Annotated in this window: 12 protein-coding genes and 1 tRNA gene; 8 read left to right on the top strand and 5 right to left on the bottom strand. The window is 66.2% G+C overall.

The window, feature by feature from the left end; translation table 11 throughout:
- Positions 1 to 122: 122 nt before the first annotated feature.
- The 3 genes from IB228_RS18790 to dtd form a co-directional block, all read right to left on the bottom strand.
- A tRNA-Ile gene (locus tag IB228_RS18790) sits at positions 123 to 198 on the bottom strand.
- 95 nt (positions 199 to 293) lie between these two features.
- On the bottom strand, positions 294 to 2,150 hold the full coding sequence (rpoD, locus tag IB228_RS18785; protein ID WP_183639535.1) for an RNA polymerase sigma factor RpoD: 1,857 nt from the start codon (positions 2,148 to 2,150) through the stop codon (positions 294 to 296).
- 112 nt (positions 2,151 to 2,262) lie between these two features.
- Entirely contained in the window at positions 2,263 to 2,703 is a 441-nt protein-coding gene (gene dtd, locus IB228_RS18780; protein WP_183639536.1) for a D-aminoacyl-tRNA deacylase, read from the bottom strand.
- A 52-nt stretch (positions 2,704 to 2,755) separates the two neighbouring features.
- On the opposite strand from dtd, the gene IB228_RS18775 reads away from it, so the two are divergent.
- The 4 genes from IB228_RS18775 to IB228_RS18760 are packed head-to-tail and all read left to right on the top strand — an operon-like array spanning position 2,756 to position 7,190.
- The gene (locus IB228_RS18775) at positions 2,756 to 3,655 is read left to right on the top strand and encodes a lauroyl acyltransferase (protein WP_183639537.1); all 900 of its coding nucleotides are present in this window, start codon (positions 2,756 to 2,758) and stop codon (positions 3,653 to 3,655) included.
- 36 nt (positions 3,656 to 3,691) lie between these two features.
- A complete protein-coding gene (locus IB228_RS18770) occupies positions 3,692 to 5,131 on the top strand; it encodes an SEL1-like repeat protein (protein ID WP_192199516.1) in 1,440 nt (479 codons plus the stop codon).
- Complete coding sequence (locus IB228_RS18765) at positions 5,131 to 5,652, top strand: PH domain-containing protein (RefSeq protein ID WP_192199515.1); 522 nt, start codon at positions 5,131 to 5,133, stop codon at positions 5,650 to 5,652. The genes IB228_RS18770 and IB228_RS18765 overlap by 1 nt, the downstream gene beginning before the upstream one ends.
- Before the next feature lie 44 nt (positions 5,653 to 5,696).
- On the top strand, positions 5,697 to 7,190 hold the full coding sequence (locus IB228_RS18760) for a PH domain-containing protein (RefSeq protein WP_192199623.1): 1,494 nt from the start codon (positions 5,697 to 5,699) through the stop codon (positions 7,188 to 7,190).
- A 4-nt stretch (positions 7,191 to 7,194) separates the two neighbouring features.
- Here IB228_RS18760 and IB228_RS18755 read toward each other — a convergent pair whose 3' ends face one another.
- A complete protein-coding gene (locus IB228_RS18755) occupies positions 7,195 to 8,259 on the bottom strand; it encodes a CDP-glycerol glycerophosphotransferase family protein (RefSeq protein WP_192199622.1) in 1,065 nt (354 codons plus the stop codon).
- On the opposite strand from IB228_RS18755, the gene IB228_RS18750 reads away from it, so the two are divergent.
- The 4 genes from IB228_RS18750 to IB228_RS18735 all read left to right on the top strand — a co-directional run bounded on the left by IB228_RS18750 (position 8,255) and on the right by IB228_RS18735 (position 12,711).
- A complete protein-coding gene (locus IB228_RS18750; protein WP_183641290.1) occupies positions 8,255 to 9,073 on the top strand; it encodes a glycosyltransferase family 2 protein in 819 nt (272 codons plus the stop codon). The two genes, IB228_RS18755 and IB228_RS18750, sit on opposite strands and share 5 nt — an antisense overlap.
- A gap of 2 nt (positions 9,074 to 9,075) precedes the next feature.
- Entirely contained in the window at positions 9,076 to 10,983 is a 1,908-nt protein-coding gene (asnB, locus tag IB228_RS18745) for an asparagine synthase (glutamine-hydrolyzing) (RefSeq protein WP_183639540.1), read from the top strand.
- A gap of 311 nt (positions 10,984 to 11,294) precedes the next feature.
- Positions 11,295 to 11,852 (top strand): RICIN domain-containing protein, encoded by a 558-nt coding sequence (locus tag IB228_RS18740; RefSeq protein WP_183639541.1) that lies wholly within the window; start codon positions 11,295 to 11,297, stop codon positions 11,850 to 11,852.
- A 289-nt stretch (positions 11,853 to 12,141) separates the two neighbouring features.
- Positions 12,142 to 12,711, top strand: a complete 570-nt coding sequence (locus IB228_RS18735; protein WP_183639542.1) for an RICIN domain-containing protein — start codon at positions 12,142 to 12,144, stop codon at positions 12,709 to 12,711.
- Positions 12,712 to 12,817: 106 nt separating this feature from the next.
- Here IB228_RS18735 and IB228_RS18730 read toward each other — a convergent pair whose 3' ends face one another.
- Positions 12,818 to 13,855, bottom strand: a complete 1,038-nt coding sequence (locus IB228_RS18730; protein ID WP_183639543.1) for a glycosyltransferase — start codon at positions 13,853 to 13,855, stop codon at positions 12,818 to 12,820.
- Between the last annotated feature and the right edge of the window lie 42 nt (positions 13,856 to 13,897).

The raw sequence follows: 13,897 nt of genomic DNA, 5'->3' as shown, positions 1-13,897 counted from the left end.
TGCGACAGGCCCGTGCACCGAATCGTCCACTTGGATGGGGGATACGCAGCCGGCTCATTCGCAACGACATCGGAAGTGACGGCGTGTTGCGGCCCGAACATCGAGCACGCCCGGAGTGCTTTTGGTGGGCCCACCAGGACTCGAACCTGGAACCAAAGGATTATGAGTCCTCTGCTCTAACCATTGAGCTATAGGCCCGCTGCCGGGGCATTGTAGCGGGGGGCGGGGGCGGAAACGAAGAACCCGCCTTGCGGCGGGTTCTTTGCTTTGCTGGGTTTGCCTGCTGGCTGGAATCAGTCGATGTCCAGGAAGCTGCGCAGCTGCTCGGAGCGGCTGGGGTGGCGCAGTTTGCGCAGGGCCTTGGCTTCTATCTGGCGGATGCGCTCGCGGGTGACGTCGAACTGCTTGCCCACTTCTTCCAAGGTGTGGTCGGTGTTCATGTCGATGCCGAAGCGCATGCGCAGCACCTTGGCTTCCCGCGGGGTGAGGCCGGCCAGCACGTCGCGGACGGTTTCCTGCAGGTTGATGTTGGTGGTGTTGTCGATCGGGGACTCCACGTTGGTGTCCTCGATGAAGTCGCCCAGGTGGGAATCCTCGTCATCGCCGATCGGGGTTTCCATGGAGATCGGCTCCTTGGCGATCTTCATGACCTTGCGGATCTTGTCCTCGGGCATGTCCATTTCCTTGGCCAGCTCCTCCGGGGTGGCCTCGCGGCCGTACTGCTGGAGCATCTGGCGGGAAATGCGATTGAGCTTGTTGATCGTCTCGATCATGTGCACCGGGATACGGATGGTGCGCGCCTGGTCGGCGATCGAGCGGGTGATCGCCTGGCGGATCCACCAGGTGGCGTAGGTCGAGAACTTGTAGCCGCGGCGGTATTCGAACTTGTCCACGGCCTTCATCAGGCCGATGTTGCCTTCCTGGATGAGGTCGAGGAACTGCAGGCCGCGGTTGGTGTACTTCTTGGCGATGGAGATCACCAGGCGCAGGTTGGCCTCGACCATCTCCTTCTTGGCCTTGCGGGCCTTGGCTTCGCCGTAGGCCATGGCGCGGCTGATTTCCTTGATCTCGGCCAGCGGCAGGTGCATCGCCTGTTCGACGGCGATGGTGGCTTCCTGCTCGGCGATGATCTGGTCCTTGACCTCGCGCAGGCCGGAAGACCACTTCTGCTTGCGCTTGAGGACTTCGTCCACCCAGCCCAGGTTGGTCTGGTTGCCTTCCCAGGCGCGCAGGAAGTCCTTGCGCGGCATCTTGGCGATGTTGGCCGACAGGTGCATCACGCGGCGCTCGTGGTCCTTGATCTCGTTGACCACGTCGCGCAGCTTGCGGACCAGGGTGTCGGTCAGGGCGAGCGGCAGCTTGAGGGTGACGAAGACCTCGGCCATCTCGGTGCGGATCTTGGTGACGGCCTTGTTGTCCGGGCCGCTCTTGGCGTGCGCCTTCTTGAACTTGGCATAGCCGTCGGCCAGCGCCTGCATGCGGCGGGCGACTTCTTCCGGATCCGGACCGGTGGGCGCCGCCTCTTCGGCCGCGTCGTCACCGCCATCCTCGTCTTCGTCGTCGCTGTCGGCGTCGCTGTCGGAGGCTTCGACGGCTTCCGGCACTTCTTCCGCCGGTTCCTCGACGTCGTTGAAGCCGACCACGACTTCGGCCAGGCGCTTCTTGCCGGTCTTGTGCAGTTCGTACTCTTCCAGCAGCAGTTCGATCGACCACGGGAAGTTGCCGAGCGAAGCCTGGACCTGGCCCAGGCCTTCCTCGATGCGCTTGGCGATGGCGATTTCGCCTTCGCGGGTCAGCAGCTCGACGGTGCCCATTTCGCGCATGTACATGCGCACCGGGTCGGTGGTGCGGCCACCTTCGGTGTCGAGCGAGGTCAGCGCGGCGGCGGCTTCCTCGGCCGCGGTCTCGTCGACTTCGCGACCGCCGGTGTTGCCGTCGGACAGCAGCAGGGTTTCGGCATCGGGGGCGACTTCATGGACGTCGATGCCCATGCCGTTGATCATGCCAATGATGTCTTCGATCTGTTCCGGGTCGACCAGGTCGTCCGGCAGGTGATCGTTGACTTCGGCGTAGGTCAGGTAGCCCTGCTCAAGACCCTTGCTGATCAGCAGCTTGATTTCAGATTGTTGGGCAGGACGTTCGTTGGCCATGGAGGTTGCGCCACCGGCAGGAGAGGAGGAAGGAACCTAGTATTATACCAGCCCGGGCCACCCCTCGTCCCTGAAAACCATCGTGGGGACGCTGTGTCCGCCTGTCTTGACGTCAGGGGCGGAGCAGGAAGGTCACGGGCCCGTCATTGACCAGGCTGACGACCATATGGGCGCCGAAACGCCCGGTTTCCACCCCTGGCGCGTGTTTTTGCCGGCAGATTTCGACCAGTCGGTTGAATCCCCGTTCAGCCTCCTCCGGCGGGGCGGCGGTGGTGAAGCTGGGACGCATGCCGGAGCGGGTATCGGCGGCCAGGGTGAACTGGCTGACCAGCAACAGGCCGCCGCCGGTATCGGTCAGGGAGCGGTTCATCTTTCCGGCGTCGTCGGCGAACACCCGGTAGCCCAGCAGGCGCTCGGCCATGCGCTGGAACTGCGGCTCGGCATCGCCCGGCTCCACCGCCACCAGGGCCAGCAGGCCGCCGCCAATGGCGCCCACGGTTTCGTCGTCCACGGTCACCGACGCCCGGGTGACCCGCTGTATCAAGGCAAGCATGCGGCCATGCTCGCGGCCCGGCCGGTCACGGTCAACCGCTAGACTGATCACGATGAAGCCGCAGACCACCGCCCTCCTCCTCTACACCGCGATCGCCTGGTTCATGCGCCTGCCCTGGCCGCTGCTGCGGTGGCTGGGGAACCGGCTGGCCTGGCTGTGGCTGCGCACCGACGCCCGCGAGAGCCGGGTGGCCCGGCGCAACCTGGAGCTGGCCTTCCCCGGCCTGGACGACCGCGCACGGCAGGCGCTGCACCGGGACATCCTGCGCGCCACCACCCGCCAGCTGATGGAAACCCTGCGCTTCTGGACCCAGCCACACGCGCGGAACCTGGCCTGCCTGCGCGAGCTGCACGGCGCCGAGCTGTACGACCAGGCCCGCGCCGCCGGCCGCAGCGTGATCATCGCCGCGCCCCACTACGGCAACTGGGAACTGCTGAACCAGTGGCTGGCCTCGCGCGGGCCGTACGCGTTCGTGTACCGGGTGCCGGAGTCGCCGGTGGGCGACGCCTTCCTGCTGCGCGCGCGCGGCGCGGCCAACATCACCCAGGTGCGCGCCGAGGGACCGGCGGTGCGCCAGTTGTGGAAGCAGCTCAAGGACGGCGGCGTGGTGGCGATCCTGCCGGACCAGCAGCCCAAGGCCGGCGACGGCGAGTTCGCGCCGTTCTTCGGCGTGCAGGCGCTGACCATGACGCTGCTGTCGCGGCTGGCCGAGCGCACCGGCGCGGTGGTGCTGTTCGCCTGGTGCGAGCGGATTGGCGACGGCCCGGATTTCGCCCTGCACATCGAACCGGCCGAGCCGGCCATCGCCGATCCGGATCCGGTGGTGGCGGTGACCGCGCTCAACGCCGGCGTGGAGCGGATCGCGCGTCGCGATCCGGCCCAGTACCAGTGGACGTACAAACGCTATACCCTGCGGCCACCGGGCAGCGGCGAGGACAATCCTTACCTCTGAACCCGCGTGACGATTCGAACGCGACAAGGGGACGACATGCGTGCAATGGGATTGTGGCTGGCGCTGTGGGCGGCGCCGGCGCTGGCGGCGGGCGATGATCTGGCCGAAATGAACGCGGTCAGCCGCGCCTGGGATCGCTACGCGGAGCTGGTGAACGCGAACAAGCCCGAAAGCGCGGATCTGCTGGCGGCCTCCAGCTTCACCCATTTCACTTTCCTGCGCGACGCCGCGCTGTACGCCTCGGCCGACCAGCTGCGGCGCCTGCCTTCCGATGATCGGATCAAGGCCTACCTGCTGCGCGCCACCCAGGACGAGGCCGCGCTGAAGAAGATGGACGGCGTCGCGCTGGCGCGCCTGTTCGCCAGCAAGGGCTGGATTTCGGTGCGCAGCGACGAGGAGGACGGCCCCGTCTCGCTGACCCACGTGACCATTTCCGGCGATCACGCCGTGTCCGAGCTGGGCCCGCCGACCGAGAGCAATTTCCAGTTCGGCCCGGATTTCGTGCGCGAGAAGGACGGCTGGAAGTACCGGCTGGAATCCTCGGCGCTGGCGGCGTCGGCGGCTTTTGACCAGTCCGCCACCAATGCCGGCGTCACCAGCACCCAGATGACCGAGTTCGTGCTCGGGCGGATCCTGGAAGCGGAGCCGCCGCGGCTGGCGGTGCTGGATCGCGCGCCGGTGGACGATGCCGCCGCGCGCATCCGCCTCAATGAGCAGTGGCCGGACTACGACAGCGTGTTCCGCTTCCGGGTGGAGGCGCTGTGGCGCAAGGCCGAGGCCGAGGACGGCCTGGCCCAGTTGGCGCTGGGTTCGATGATGCTGGACGAGAATCCGCAGTACGTGCAGCGCGATCCGAAGCAGGCGCTGGAGTGGCTGGAACGCGCAAGCAACAACGGCAACACGCGCGCGGCGATGTATACCGCCGGTCTGCTGATGCAGGACCCTTCGCAGTTCGGCGATGCCCTCTACCGGCGCGTGCTGCCGCATCTGCAGCGCGCGGCCAATGCCTCCAATGGCATGGCGATGGTGGAGTTGTCGCATTTCTACGCCGAGGGACTGGCCGGTCTGCCACAGGACTGCCGGCAGGCGGTCGACTGGCAGGCGCGCGCGGAGGAAGCGGGCGTGGAGCACGCGCGCAACGAACAGGTGTGGACACTGGCGACCTGCCCGGTCCCCGGGCAGCGTGACCCGGCCCGCGCGCTGGAGCTGGCGCGGTTCATGATCGAACGCAAGGACAAGCTGTCCTCGGGCGAACTGGACACTGTCGCCGCGGCCTTCGCCGCCAACGGCAAATTCGAACAGGCGGTCGCCTACCAGGCCGAGGCCGTGGCCAAGGCCCCGGAGGAGTACACCGACCGCAAGGCGCTGGCCGCCACCCTCAAGCGCATGAAGGGACGGCTGTCCGACTACCGCAAGGGTCGCGACTACGTGCTCGACTACAGCATGTACGAACAGGCGAAGGCGGAGAGTCGCTGATGAGCGACCTCCCCGTCGAAACGCCAGACGCGGCACCGCCCGCCGCGCCGGACACCGCGTCCGGCTGGCAGCCCGTGCCACCGCGCGGTGGCGTACTGGCCGCCTTGGGCGGCGCGATCATCGGCATCCCGCTGGCGGTGGGCGCGGCGTTCGTCAGCCAGGCGTCCGGCTGGCTGTCGCCGTGGCTGGCCGCGCCGGCCGTGTTCCTGATCGGCGCGGTGCTGTGCGGTTGGCTGAGCCTGCGCCGGCACCTGCGCACACGCTGGAAGCTGGACGAGTCCGGCTTCGCGGTGCGGCGCGGCAACTGGTGGCAGAGCGAAACCCATGTGCCGATTTCGCGCGTGCAGCACCTGGACCTGAAACGCGGCCCGCTGGAACGCGGCATGGGCCTGGCGACGCTGGTCGTGCACACCGCCGGCACCCGCCAGGCCACGGTCAGCGTGCAGGCGATGGATGCGGCCGACGCCGAACGCCTGCGCGACCGGCTGGCCCGGCAACTCGACCTCGACGACGCGTTGTGAGCGTTCCCGAGCCTCCCCCGCTCCCTTCCGCCGCCGACGCGCCGATGGCGGTGGAGCAGCGGTTGCATCCGTGGTCGTGGCTGTTCGTGCTGGTGCAGCAGCTCAAGCAGTTCATCCTGCCGCTGATCGCGCTGGTGGTATTCGGCGGACGCGGGGATCCGGACAATCTGTGGGCCACGCTGGGTCCACTGATTGCCGTCGGCATGCTGGTGATCCTGTCGGTGGTCCAGTACTTCACCTATCGCTACCGGATTGGCCGCGATGGCCTGACCATCCGCAGCGGCTGGCTGCATCGCAGCCTGCGCGAGATTCCGTTCGCGCGCATCCACAACGTGGGCATCCACCAGTCGTTGCTGCATCGCCTGTTCCAGGTGGCGGAAGTACGGCTGGAGTCGGCCGGCGGGCAGAAGCCCGAAGCGGAGATGCGGGTGCTGAGCCTGTCGGCGGCCACCGCGCTGGAGAACCTGATCCGCCATCGCGGCCAGGCCGCGCCGGCATCGATGACCGATGCGCCGTCCCTGCCCGCTTCGAACACCTTGCTGGCGCTGCCGCTGACGGAAGTGATCCGGCTCGGGCTGGCCTCCAACCGCGGCATGGTGGTGGTCGCGGCGGCGTTCGGCCTGGCCTGGCAGGTGCTGCCCGACAAGATGATGGCGGGGCTGGTGCGGCGCTATTCGCGCGAAGCCTTCGGCTACGCGAGCCATCTGGAATGGACGTGGCAGAGCGGCGCGCTCGCCGCGCTGGCAATCCTCGCGCTGGTGCTGGTGCTGACCCGCCTGCTGTCGGTGCTGCTGGCGCTGGTGCAGTTCCATGGCTTTCGCCTGAGCGAATCCGATCGCCGCCTGACCGTCGAACGCGGCCTGCTCACGCGCCTGCGCACCAGCGTGTCGCGCCGGCGCATCCAGGCCTGGACCTTGCGCGAAGGCGTGGTGCAACGCTGGCTGAAGCGGCGCAGCCTGCACATCGATACCGCGGTGGCCAGCCGGGTGGATCACGACGATGGCCGGGCCTTGAAGGTATTGGCGCCGATCGCCACGCGGGACGCCTGCGATGCGCTGGTCCGCCATCTGCTGCCGCATTCGGACTGGCCGCCCACGCGCTGGCAGCCAATGCCGGCGCGGGCGGCGTGGCGGCTGTGGCTGCCCGGGCTGATCCTCACGCCGCTGCTGGCGCTCGCGCTGTGGTTTCCGTTCGGCGCCTGGGCGGGCCTGGCATTGCTGGCCTGGCCGCTGACCGGTTGGGCCGCATGGCAGAACGCGCGCCGTTCCGGCTACACGGCCGGCGATGAACTGATCGCGGTGCGCGGCGGCTGGTGGTGGCGCTGGTGGCGGTTCGCCGAGGTCGACAAGCTGCAGGCGCTGCGGCTGGCGCGCTCGCCGATCGATCGCTGGCTGGGCACGGCCACGCTGTGGCTGGACACCGCCGGCGACAGCGGTCTGGCCTCGCCCCTGCGATTGCGCTTCCTGCCCGAGCCGGAAGCGCGGGCGATCTACCAGCGACTGGCGCAGGCGCTGGCGCGCCGCCGCCTGCGCTGGTGAGCGCTCAGCGCGCGGCCGGTCCCCAGTAGCCGAGGTCCTTGCGGATCTGCAGCCCGCGCAACAGGCTGCCGAACGGCTTGCGCGCCAGCGGACCCAGTTCGCCGCGCAGCAGCCGCTCGGTGGCAATCATCACCCGCTGCGAGGAATGCCCGTCGTGATAAGGATGGATCGCGGTGGCGTAGTCGGCCAGCGCGGCGCGCAACGCGTCGTCCGGCGCGAACGCGCGCGCCAGCATCTCCGGCAGGCGCGCCGGATCGTCGAAGTCGATCATGTGCGGCTTGGGCGCACGGTTGCGGAAAGTCACCACCGGCTTGCGCTGGACCACGAATTCGCTGACCACCGAAGTGGTGTCGGCCACCAGCACGTCGGCCGCGCGCTCGGCGCTGATCAGATCCTCGGTCTCGACGAACACGGCATTCGCGCCGGCCAGCGCGCGATAGCGCGCGAACAGGTCCGGCGCGCACTTGGGGTGCAGGGTCAGCAGCCAGAAGCGCTCGCCGGTGGCCACCTGCGCGGCGATGGCCTCATGCAGGTGCGGGGCCGCGCTCAGGCGTTCGGTGAAGGTCGACGCGAACATCGCCACCGGCCGCCCGTTGGCCTGCGCGCGCCATTGCCGGACCCGCGCGTCCTCCGGCCCGAACAGCGGATCCAGCTTGGGCCAGCCGGTCTCGACCACCTTGAAGTGACCGGCCTCACGGGCCAGCGCCTCGAACGGCGCGGTGGTCGCCGGCCCTTGCGTGCAGTACAGGTCGAACATGCCGCGCACCCGGAAGTGGCCGCGCGCGGCATCGCGCTTCTCCACGTTGAAGCCATGGAACAGCTGCACCTTGGCGCCGGACACGAAGGTCGGCACCCAGTTGGCGGCGCTGAACACCGCGCGCGGGCGCAGGTCGACGGCCTGGCGCGCGTGTTCGATCATCCTCACCGGCGCAGGCAGCCGCGAGCCGGCGGCACCATCGACGAACCAGGCGTGCACGCCGTGTCCGGCGGCTTGCAGCGCATCGGCCAGCGGCTGCAAGATGGGCAGCGCATAGCGTTCCGTCGCAAACAACAGGTAATCCGCCATCAACGCCTCCTCGAACCACCGGGTCCCGATTTCGGCCTGCATTATCGCGTTTAACGAAGCGGACCGCATTGGCGACTGCCTGGCCTCGCTGGCGTTCTGCGACGAGATCGTGGTGGTGGATTCGTATTCCACCGATGCCACGGTGGCGATCGCGCAGGCGGCGGGCGCGCGGGTGCTGCAACGGGCCTTCGACGGCTTCCGCAGCCAGAAGCAGTTCGCGATCGAACAGGCCCGGCACGACTGGGTGCTGTGCCTGGACGCGGACGAGCGCGTGGACGACACCTTGCGCGGCGCCATCGAGTCGGCGCGCGCGACCGGTTTCGAGGGCGCGGCCGGTTACCGGTTCGCCCGCCTGTCGGACTATTTCGGCCGCTTCCTGCGCCACGGCAACGCCTATCCGGATCGGGTGCTGCGCTTGTTCGACCGCCGCCGTGGCGGCTGGCGCGGCAAGCGCGAGGTGCACGAAGCGGCCAGCGTGGACGGCGCGGTGAAGACCCTGCGCGGGGACTTGATCCATTACCCGTACCGTTCGCTGGAACAGCAGTTGCTCAAGACCCAGCGCTACGCGCGGATGATGGCCGAGCACGATTTCGCGCGCGGCAAGCGCGCCACCCTGGCCAAGCTGGTGCTGTCGCCGGCCTGGCGCTTCTGGCGCGGCTACCTGCTGCGCGGCGGCTTCCTCGATGGCTGGCACGGCCTGGTCTACGCCTACGTGCGCGCCAACTACGTGCGCCAGAAGACCGTCATGCTGTGGCTGCTGCAGACCGGGCAGCCGGTCGTGACTCCCGTTTCCCCCGAACCTGCGAACAAGGCCTGACCATGTGCGGCATCGCTGGCGCCTGGTCGCCCCAACCGCGCACGGGCGCGGACGAACTCCACGCCCTTGGCCGGCGCATGGGCGAGGCCATTGCCCACCGCGGTCCGGACGACAGCGGCACCTGGGTGGACGCGGATATCGGCCTGGTGCTGTCGCACCGGCGCCTGTCGATCCTGGATCTGAGCCCGGAAGGCCACCAGCCGATGGTGTCGGCCGACGGCCGCTGGGTGATCGCCTTCAACGGCGAGATCTACAACCACGCCGCGCTGCGCGCGGAGCTGGAAGCGCTGGGACACCGGTTCCGCGGCCACTCCGACACCGAAGTGCTGCTGGCGGGCATCGCCCAGTGGGGCGTGCAGGCCGCGCTGGAGCGCGGCAACGGCATGCTCGCGCTGGCGGCCTGGGATCGCCAGGAGCGGGCCCTGTGGCTGGCGCGCGACCGGGTCGGCAAGAAGCCGCTGTATTACGGCTGGACGACGGACGGCACGCTGGTGTTCGGCAGCGAGCTGTCCGCGCTGCGCGCCCATCCGGGCCTGCGCCACGAGGTGAATCCCGACGCGCTGGCGCTGCTGCTGCGGTTGGACTACATCCCCGCACCGTACGCGATCCTGCGCGGCGTGCACAAACTGCCGGCCGGCACCCTGCTGCGCCTGGATCCGGCCGCGTTGGCGGCGGGCGACGCCGGCCACGATCCGCTGCGCGCGCCACTGCACTGGTGGAATGCGCGCCAGCGCCAGGAAGCCGCGATCGCGCAGGGTTTCGACGGCGACGAGGGCGCCGCGCTGGACGCGCTGGATGCATTGCTGCGCGACGCGGTCGCGCTGCGCATGGAGGCGGACGTGCCGCTGGGCGCGTTCCTGTCCGGCGGCACCGATTCCTCGCTGGTGACCGCGCTGATGCAGGCGCAGTCGGCGCGGCCGGTGCGCAGCTTCTCGATCGGTTTCGACAACACCGACCACGACGAGAGCGCCTATGCCACCGCGGTGGCGCGGCACCTGCGCACCGATCACACCGAACTGCACGCCGACGGCCGCGCCGCGCTGGATCTGGTGCCGGACATGGCGCGGATGTTCGACGAACCCTTCGCCGATTCCTCGCAGTTGCCGACCGCGTTGCTGTGCCGGCTGGCCCGCCAGCACGTGACGGTGGCGCTGTCGGGCGATGGCGGCGACGAACTGTTCTTCGGCTATGGCCGCTACCTGCGCGCGCTGCGCAACGACGCGCGGCTGGCGCGCCTGCCGCGGCGCCTGCTGGCCCGGCTGGCCGGCAATCCTGGCGAACGCTCGCGGTTGGGCGGACTGGCCGCCGCGCGCGCGGAACTGGCGACCGGCGATCTGCAGGGCGTCGCCCTGCAGCGGGTCAGCCGCTGGCGGCGGCCGGAATCGGTCGTGCGCGGTGCCCACCGCGCGATCACCGCCTACGACGATCCGGCCGCGCTGCCGGCCAACGGCGGTCCCGCCGACCAACTGATGGCGCTGGATTTCGCCTGCTACCTGCCCGAGGACATCCTGACCAAGGTCGACCGCGCCAGCATGGCGGTGGCGCTGGAGGCGCGCGCGCCCCTGCTGGACTGGCGGGTGGTGGAGTTCGCCTGGTCGCTGCCGCTGGCGATGAAGTACCGCGATGGCCAGCTCAAGCACCTGCCCAAGCGCCTGCTGGAACGCTACCTGCCGACCGCGCTGGTGCATCGGCCCAAGTCGGGTTTCGGCGCGCCGGTCGGCGATTGGCTGCGCGGTCCGCTGCGCGACTGGGCCGAGGCGCAGCTGGACGAGCGCCGCCTGCGCGAGGAAGGGCATTTCGATCCGGCGCCGATCCGCGCCATCTGGGGCGAATTCCTCGCCGGCCAGCGCAAGTGGCACACGCACCTGTGGGGCGTGCTGATGTTCCAGGCGTGGCGCGAGCAACAATGAATGCAATTACGAATTTCGATACGAGCAAGAGGCGCGTCAGTGCATTGAGTTCGCTCCATTGCGCTCGCGGCGATATCCAACTCTGCTGTCAGCTCGATCAGCAAAAAGACGGAGCGTCACTTGCTCGCGTGGGCAACGCGCACGGCCACCTCGATGTTCCCCATCGCCCAAGTGGAGGAATATCCGCCTCCAAGTTGACAGTATGAAGACGGTGTTCGATCTGCATGCTTGCTTGTTTAGGCCGCTGAACGGAGAATGAGCGAGCGTATTAGTCAATACGCTTCTGCTACTCAAACAATGGAGTTGTATTCATGAGTATGGTTCGCGTTTTTTCCGGTGCATTGTTGTTGGTCTCCTTGTTCGCGTCCGCGAGCAGCCAGGCGGTAGAGCCTATTATCAAAGCTCGTATCCAGATGCGATTGGATAGCGATTTCAGCAAGTGCTGGGATTTTGCGGAGGGTGATACCTCCAACAACGTCACGCTGCAGGTCTGGGGCTGCCAGACCGACAAGCAACAATGGTTCGCATGGCTTTACCCTTGGACGCCCGGTTCCCAGCAGGTCCGTGTGAACTTTATCAGCCGCTCGAATGGCACCTGTATCGCGGTTGAGAATGACTCGCTCGCTAACGGTGCGCGTATCGTCCAACGCGCATGCGATTTGGATAATCCCAGCCAGCAGTGGGTTCGACTGACTCGCGATCCCTATCTTTACAACAAGTCCAAGTACATGAACGTTCGCAGCGGCAAGTGCATGGACGCGCCGTATTCCAGCAACGGAACCGTGCTGCAGCAATGGACCTGCGCTTCTGCTAGCTACTGGCCGCAGCAAATGTTCAGGGCAGTAGAGATTCCTCCGTACGCCCCATAATCACGTAGCACGCGGTTTACATACCGAAAATCTGCGTGGTGACATGGCGCCATCCGATCAGGGTGGCGCCATGCTCTCATAATCTTTCGTTTTCTCTCGTCTAGCCACATAGCATCGACGCTCCGTTTATAGGTACTGCGAAGCCTTTTTCGCACGCATGTGCGAAAACATCTTCGATTGCCATATCTCGCTTCACATCACAATTTTCATCCCAGATGATCACCCAGAATGGTAGAGCGCGTGGATGATCCGCGCGCAGATTATTCAAAATGACAAGGAGTTGTAGCGTATGAGTATTGCTCGCGTACTGTCCGCAACCGCGCTGGCTGCCGGCCTGCTTGTATCGTTCCGCAGCGAAGCATTGGACATTGTCGGAGTTTTCCAGATGCGTCTGGATAACAATGCCAGCAAGTGCCTGGATTTTACCGCAGGCGACATGTCGAACAACGTAACTCTGCAGCTTTGGGGATGTGCAAACAACTACAACCACCAGCTCTGGTGGGTCTATGGCCTTCCCTATGCCGGCAACGATCAAATCCGGGTGATGTTCCAGAACTTCAACAATGCCACTTGTATCGCCGTCGAGAACGATTCCATTGCTAACGGCGCCCGCCTCGTGCAGCGGATCTGTGACGTCAACAACCCAAGCCAGCAATGGATTCGTTTGACCCGTGGCCCCAATATGGGTGACCGCTCGAAGTTCATGAACATCCGTAGCGGTAAATGCATGGATGCTCCGTACTCGAGCAACGGAACCGTACTGCAGCAATGGGATTGCGCTTCCGCGAGCTATTGGCCCCAGCAGATGTTCAGGGGAACCTTCATCCCGGTCCAGGGTCCGCCGATCTGGCCACTCTGATGCGTTGACCACAAGCACTCGCCGGTCCCAGCGGCCGGCGAGTGCCCTGTCAGGAAAATGGGTATGACTGCTTGGGATGCCTACGTGTTTCCGGGTATTTCGCCGTCTACACGTTACGTCCAAAGAGATTGAGAAACGCCCTACGGGCGGGAGCTATCTGACCGGCATCAGATACAGCCTGTCCCATGCGTGATGCAAATGCCTCGTCTGATCGTTTGAAGAAGGCTCGCGCCGCGGCCGAGCGCTTCACGATCTCTTCCTCTGGCAACGCCAGTGCCTCGGCCACCGCCCGTTCTATCACGGCACCATCCACCAGATAGCAGGTTGCCAAATTCTGTGGCCGCGTGGCGACATGCTGAATTAGTATGCCGCGTTCATTGCTCACCAGTTCGTTCATGGGTTCCGCATCCGTGGCCAGGACGATGGCTCCCACACTCAGACCTTCCATGATGTAGTGACCAAAACCTTCGGTTTCCGAGGGACAGATATGGAACAGGTGCTCATTCTGCAACTGCAGGAGTTCCGTATCGTCGATGTAGTCGATCCGGTGGTGGATATTGTGGACGGGTGCGAGCGCCTTCGCTTTCGATGGGTGCTGGATTACGGTCAGCAGCGGCCATTCCGGATGGCGCAGCCAGGTTTCCAGCAACACATCCGTCTGCTTTGCGCTGCTGCGCCCGGCTAGATGGAAAAAAGTTCGTTGACGCGGAACCGCGCCGCCGTCATAGCGGTCTTCGCTTGTAAATCCGATGTACTTCACATCGCACCCAAGCTGTTGGAAAATCTCAACCGCATGCCGGGTCTTGACGAGAACCCGATCCATCTTTTGCAACAGCTTCACATCACTGGGCAGGCACCATTCCGGGTTGGGAATGAACATATTGCGCCCTGCCAGCGGCAGGAACTCGGGCTTCAGATGCTCCAGTTGCAGGTTGATGTCAAAGCCGTATCGACCGTTGCGCACGAGTCCCCACCACGTCTTGACTCGTCGCACCCATGGCCCAAACCACTTGCGCAGCTTTCCCCGCCCTCTCGCCGGCTGAAGAGTAACCACCATTCCGCTTCGTTGGAGTGTCCGCTGGATCAACCGCAGATCTCGGCTCAAACCCACGCCGTTGTCCCAAGCAATCAGATTGACGCGCATGCGCCTGTCCCCAATCAAAGTACACCTACACTGAACAGCAAC

Source organism: Pseudoxanthomonas sp. PXM04 (genome assembly GCF_014851695.1).
GTDB classification, from domain to species: Bacteria; Pseudomonadota; Gammaproteobacteria; order Xanthomonadales; family Xanthomonadaceae; genus Pseudoxanthomonas_A; species Pseudoxanthomonas_A beigongshangi.
This window is presented reverse-complemented; position numbering and strand designations above follow the sequence as displayed.

Coding starts and splice junctions, on each gene's coding strand:
- dtd (WP_183639536.1), bottom strand. CDS start 2,703: ATGCTTGCCTTGATACAGCGGGTCACCCGGGCGTCGGTGACCGTGGAC.
- IB228_RS18735 (WP_183639542.1), top strand. CDS start 12,142: ATGAGTATTGCTCGCGTACTGTCCGCAACCGCGCTGGCTGCCGGCCTG.
- IB228_RS18770 (WP_192199516.1), top strand. CDS start 3,692: ATGCGTGCAATGGGATTGTGGCTGGCGCTGTGGGCGGCGCCGGCGCTG.
- IB228_RS18730 (WP_183639543.1), bottom strand. CDS start 13,855: ATGCGCGTCAATCTGATTGCTTGGGACAACGGCGTGGGTTTGAGCCGA.
- IB228_RS18760 (WP_192199623.1), top strand. CDS start 5,697: ATGGCGGTGGAGCAGCGGTTGCATCCGTGGTCGTGGCTGTTCGTGCTG.
- IB228_RS18775 (WP_183639537.1), top strand. CDS start 2,756: ATGAAGCCGCAGACCACCGCCCTCCTCCTCTACACCGCGATCGCCTGG.
- IB228_RS18765 (WP_192199515.1), top strand. CDS start 5,131: ATGAGCGACCTCCCCGTCGAAACGCCAGACGCGGCACCGCCCGCCGCG.
- rpoD (WP_183639535.1), bottom strand. CDS start 2,150: ATGGCCAACGAACGTCCTGCCCAACAATCTGAAATCAAGCTGCTGATC.
- IB228_RS18740 (WP_183639541.1), top strand. CDS start 11,295: ATGAGTATGGTTCGCGTTTTTTCCGGTGCATTGTTGTTGGTCTCCTTG.
- asnB (WP_183639540.1), top strand. CDS start 9,076: ATGTGCGGCATCGCTGGCGCCTGGTCGCCCCAACCGCGCACGGGCGCG.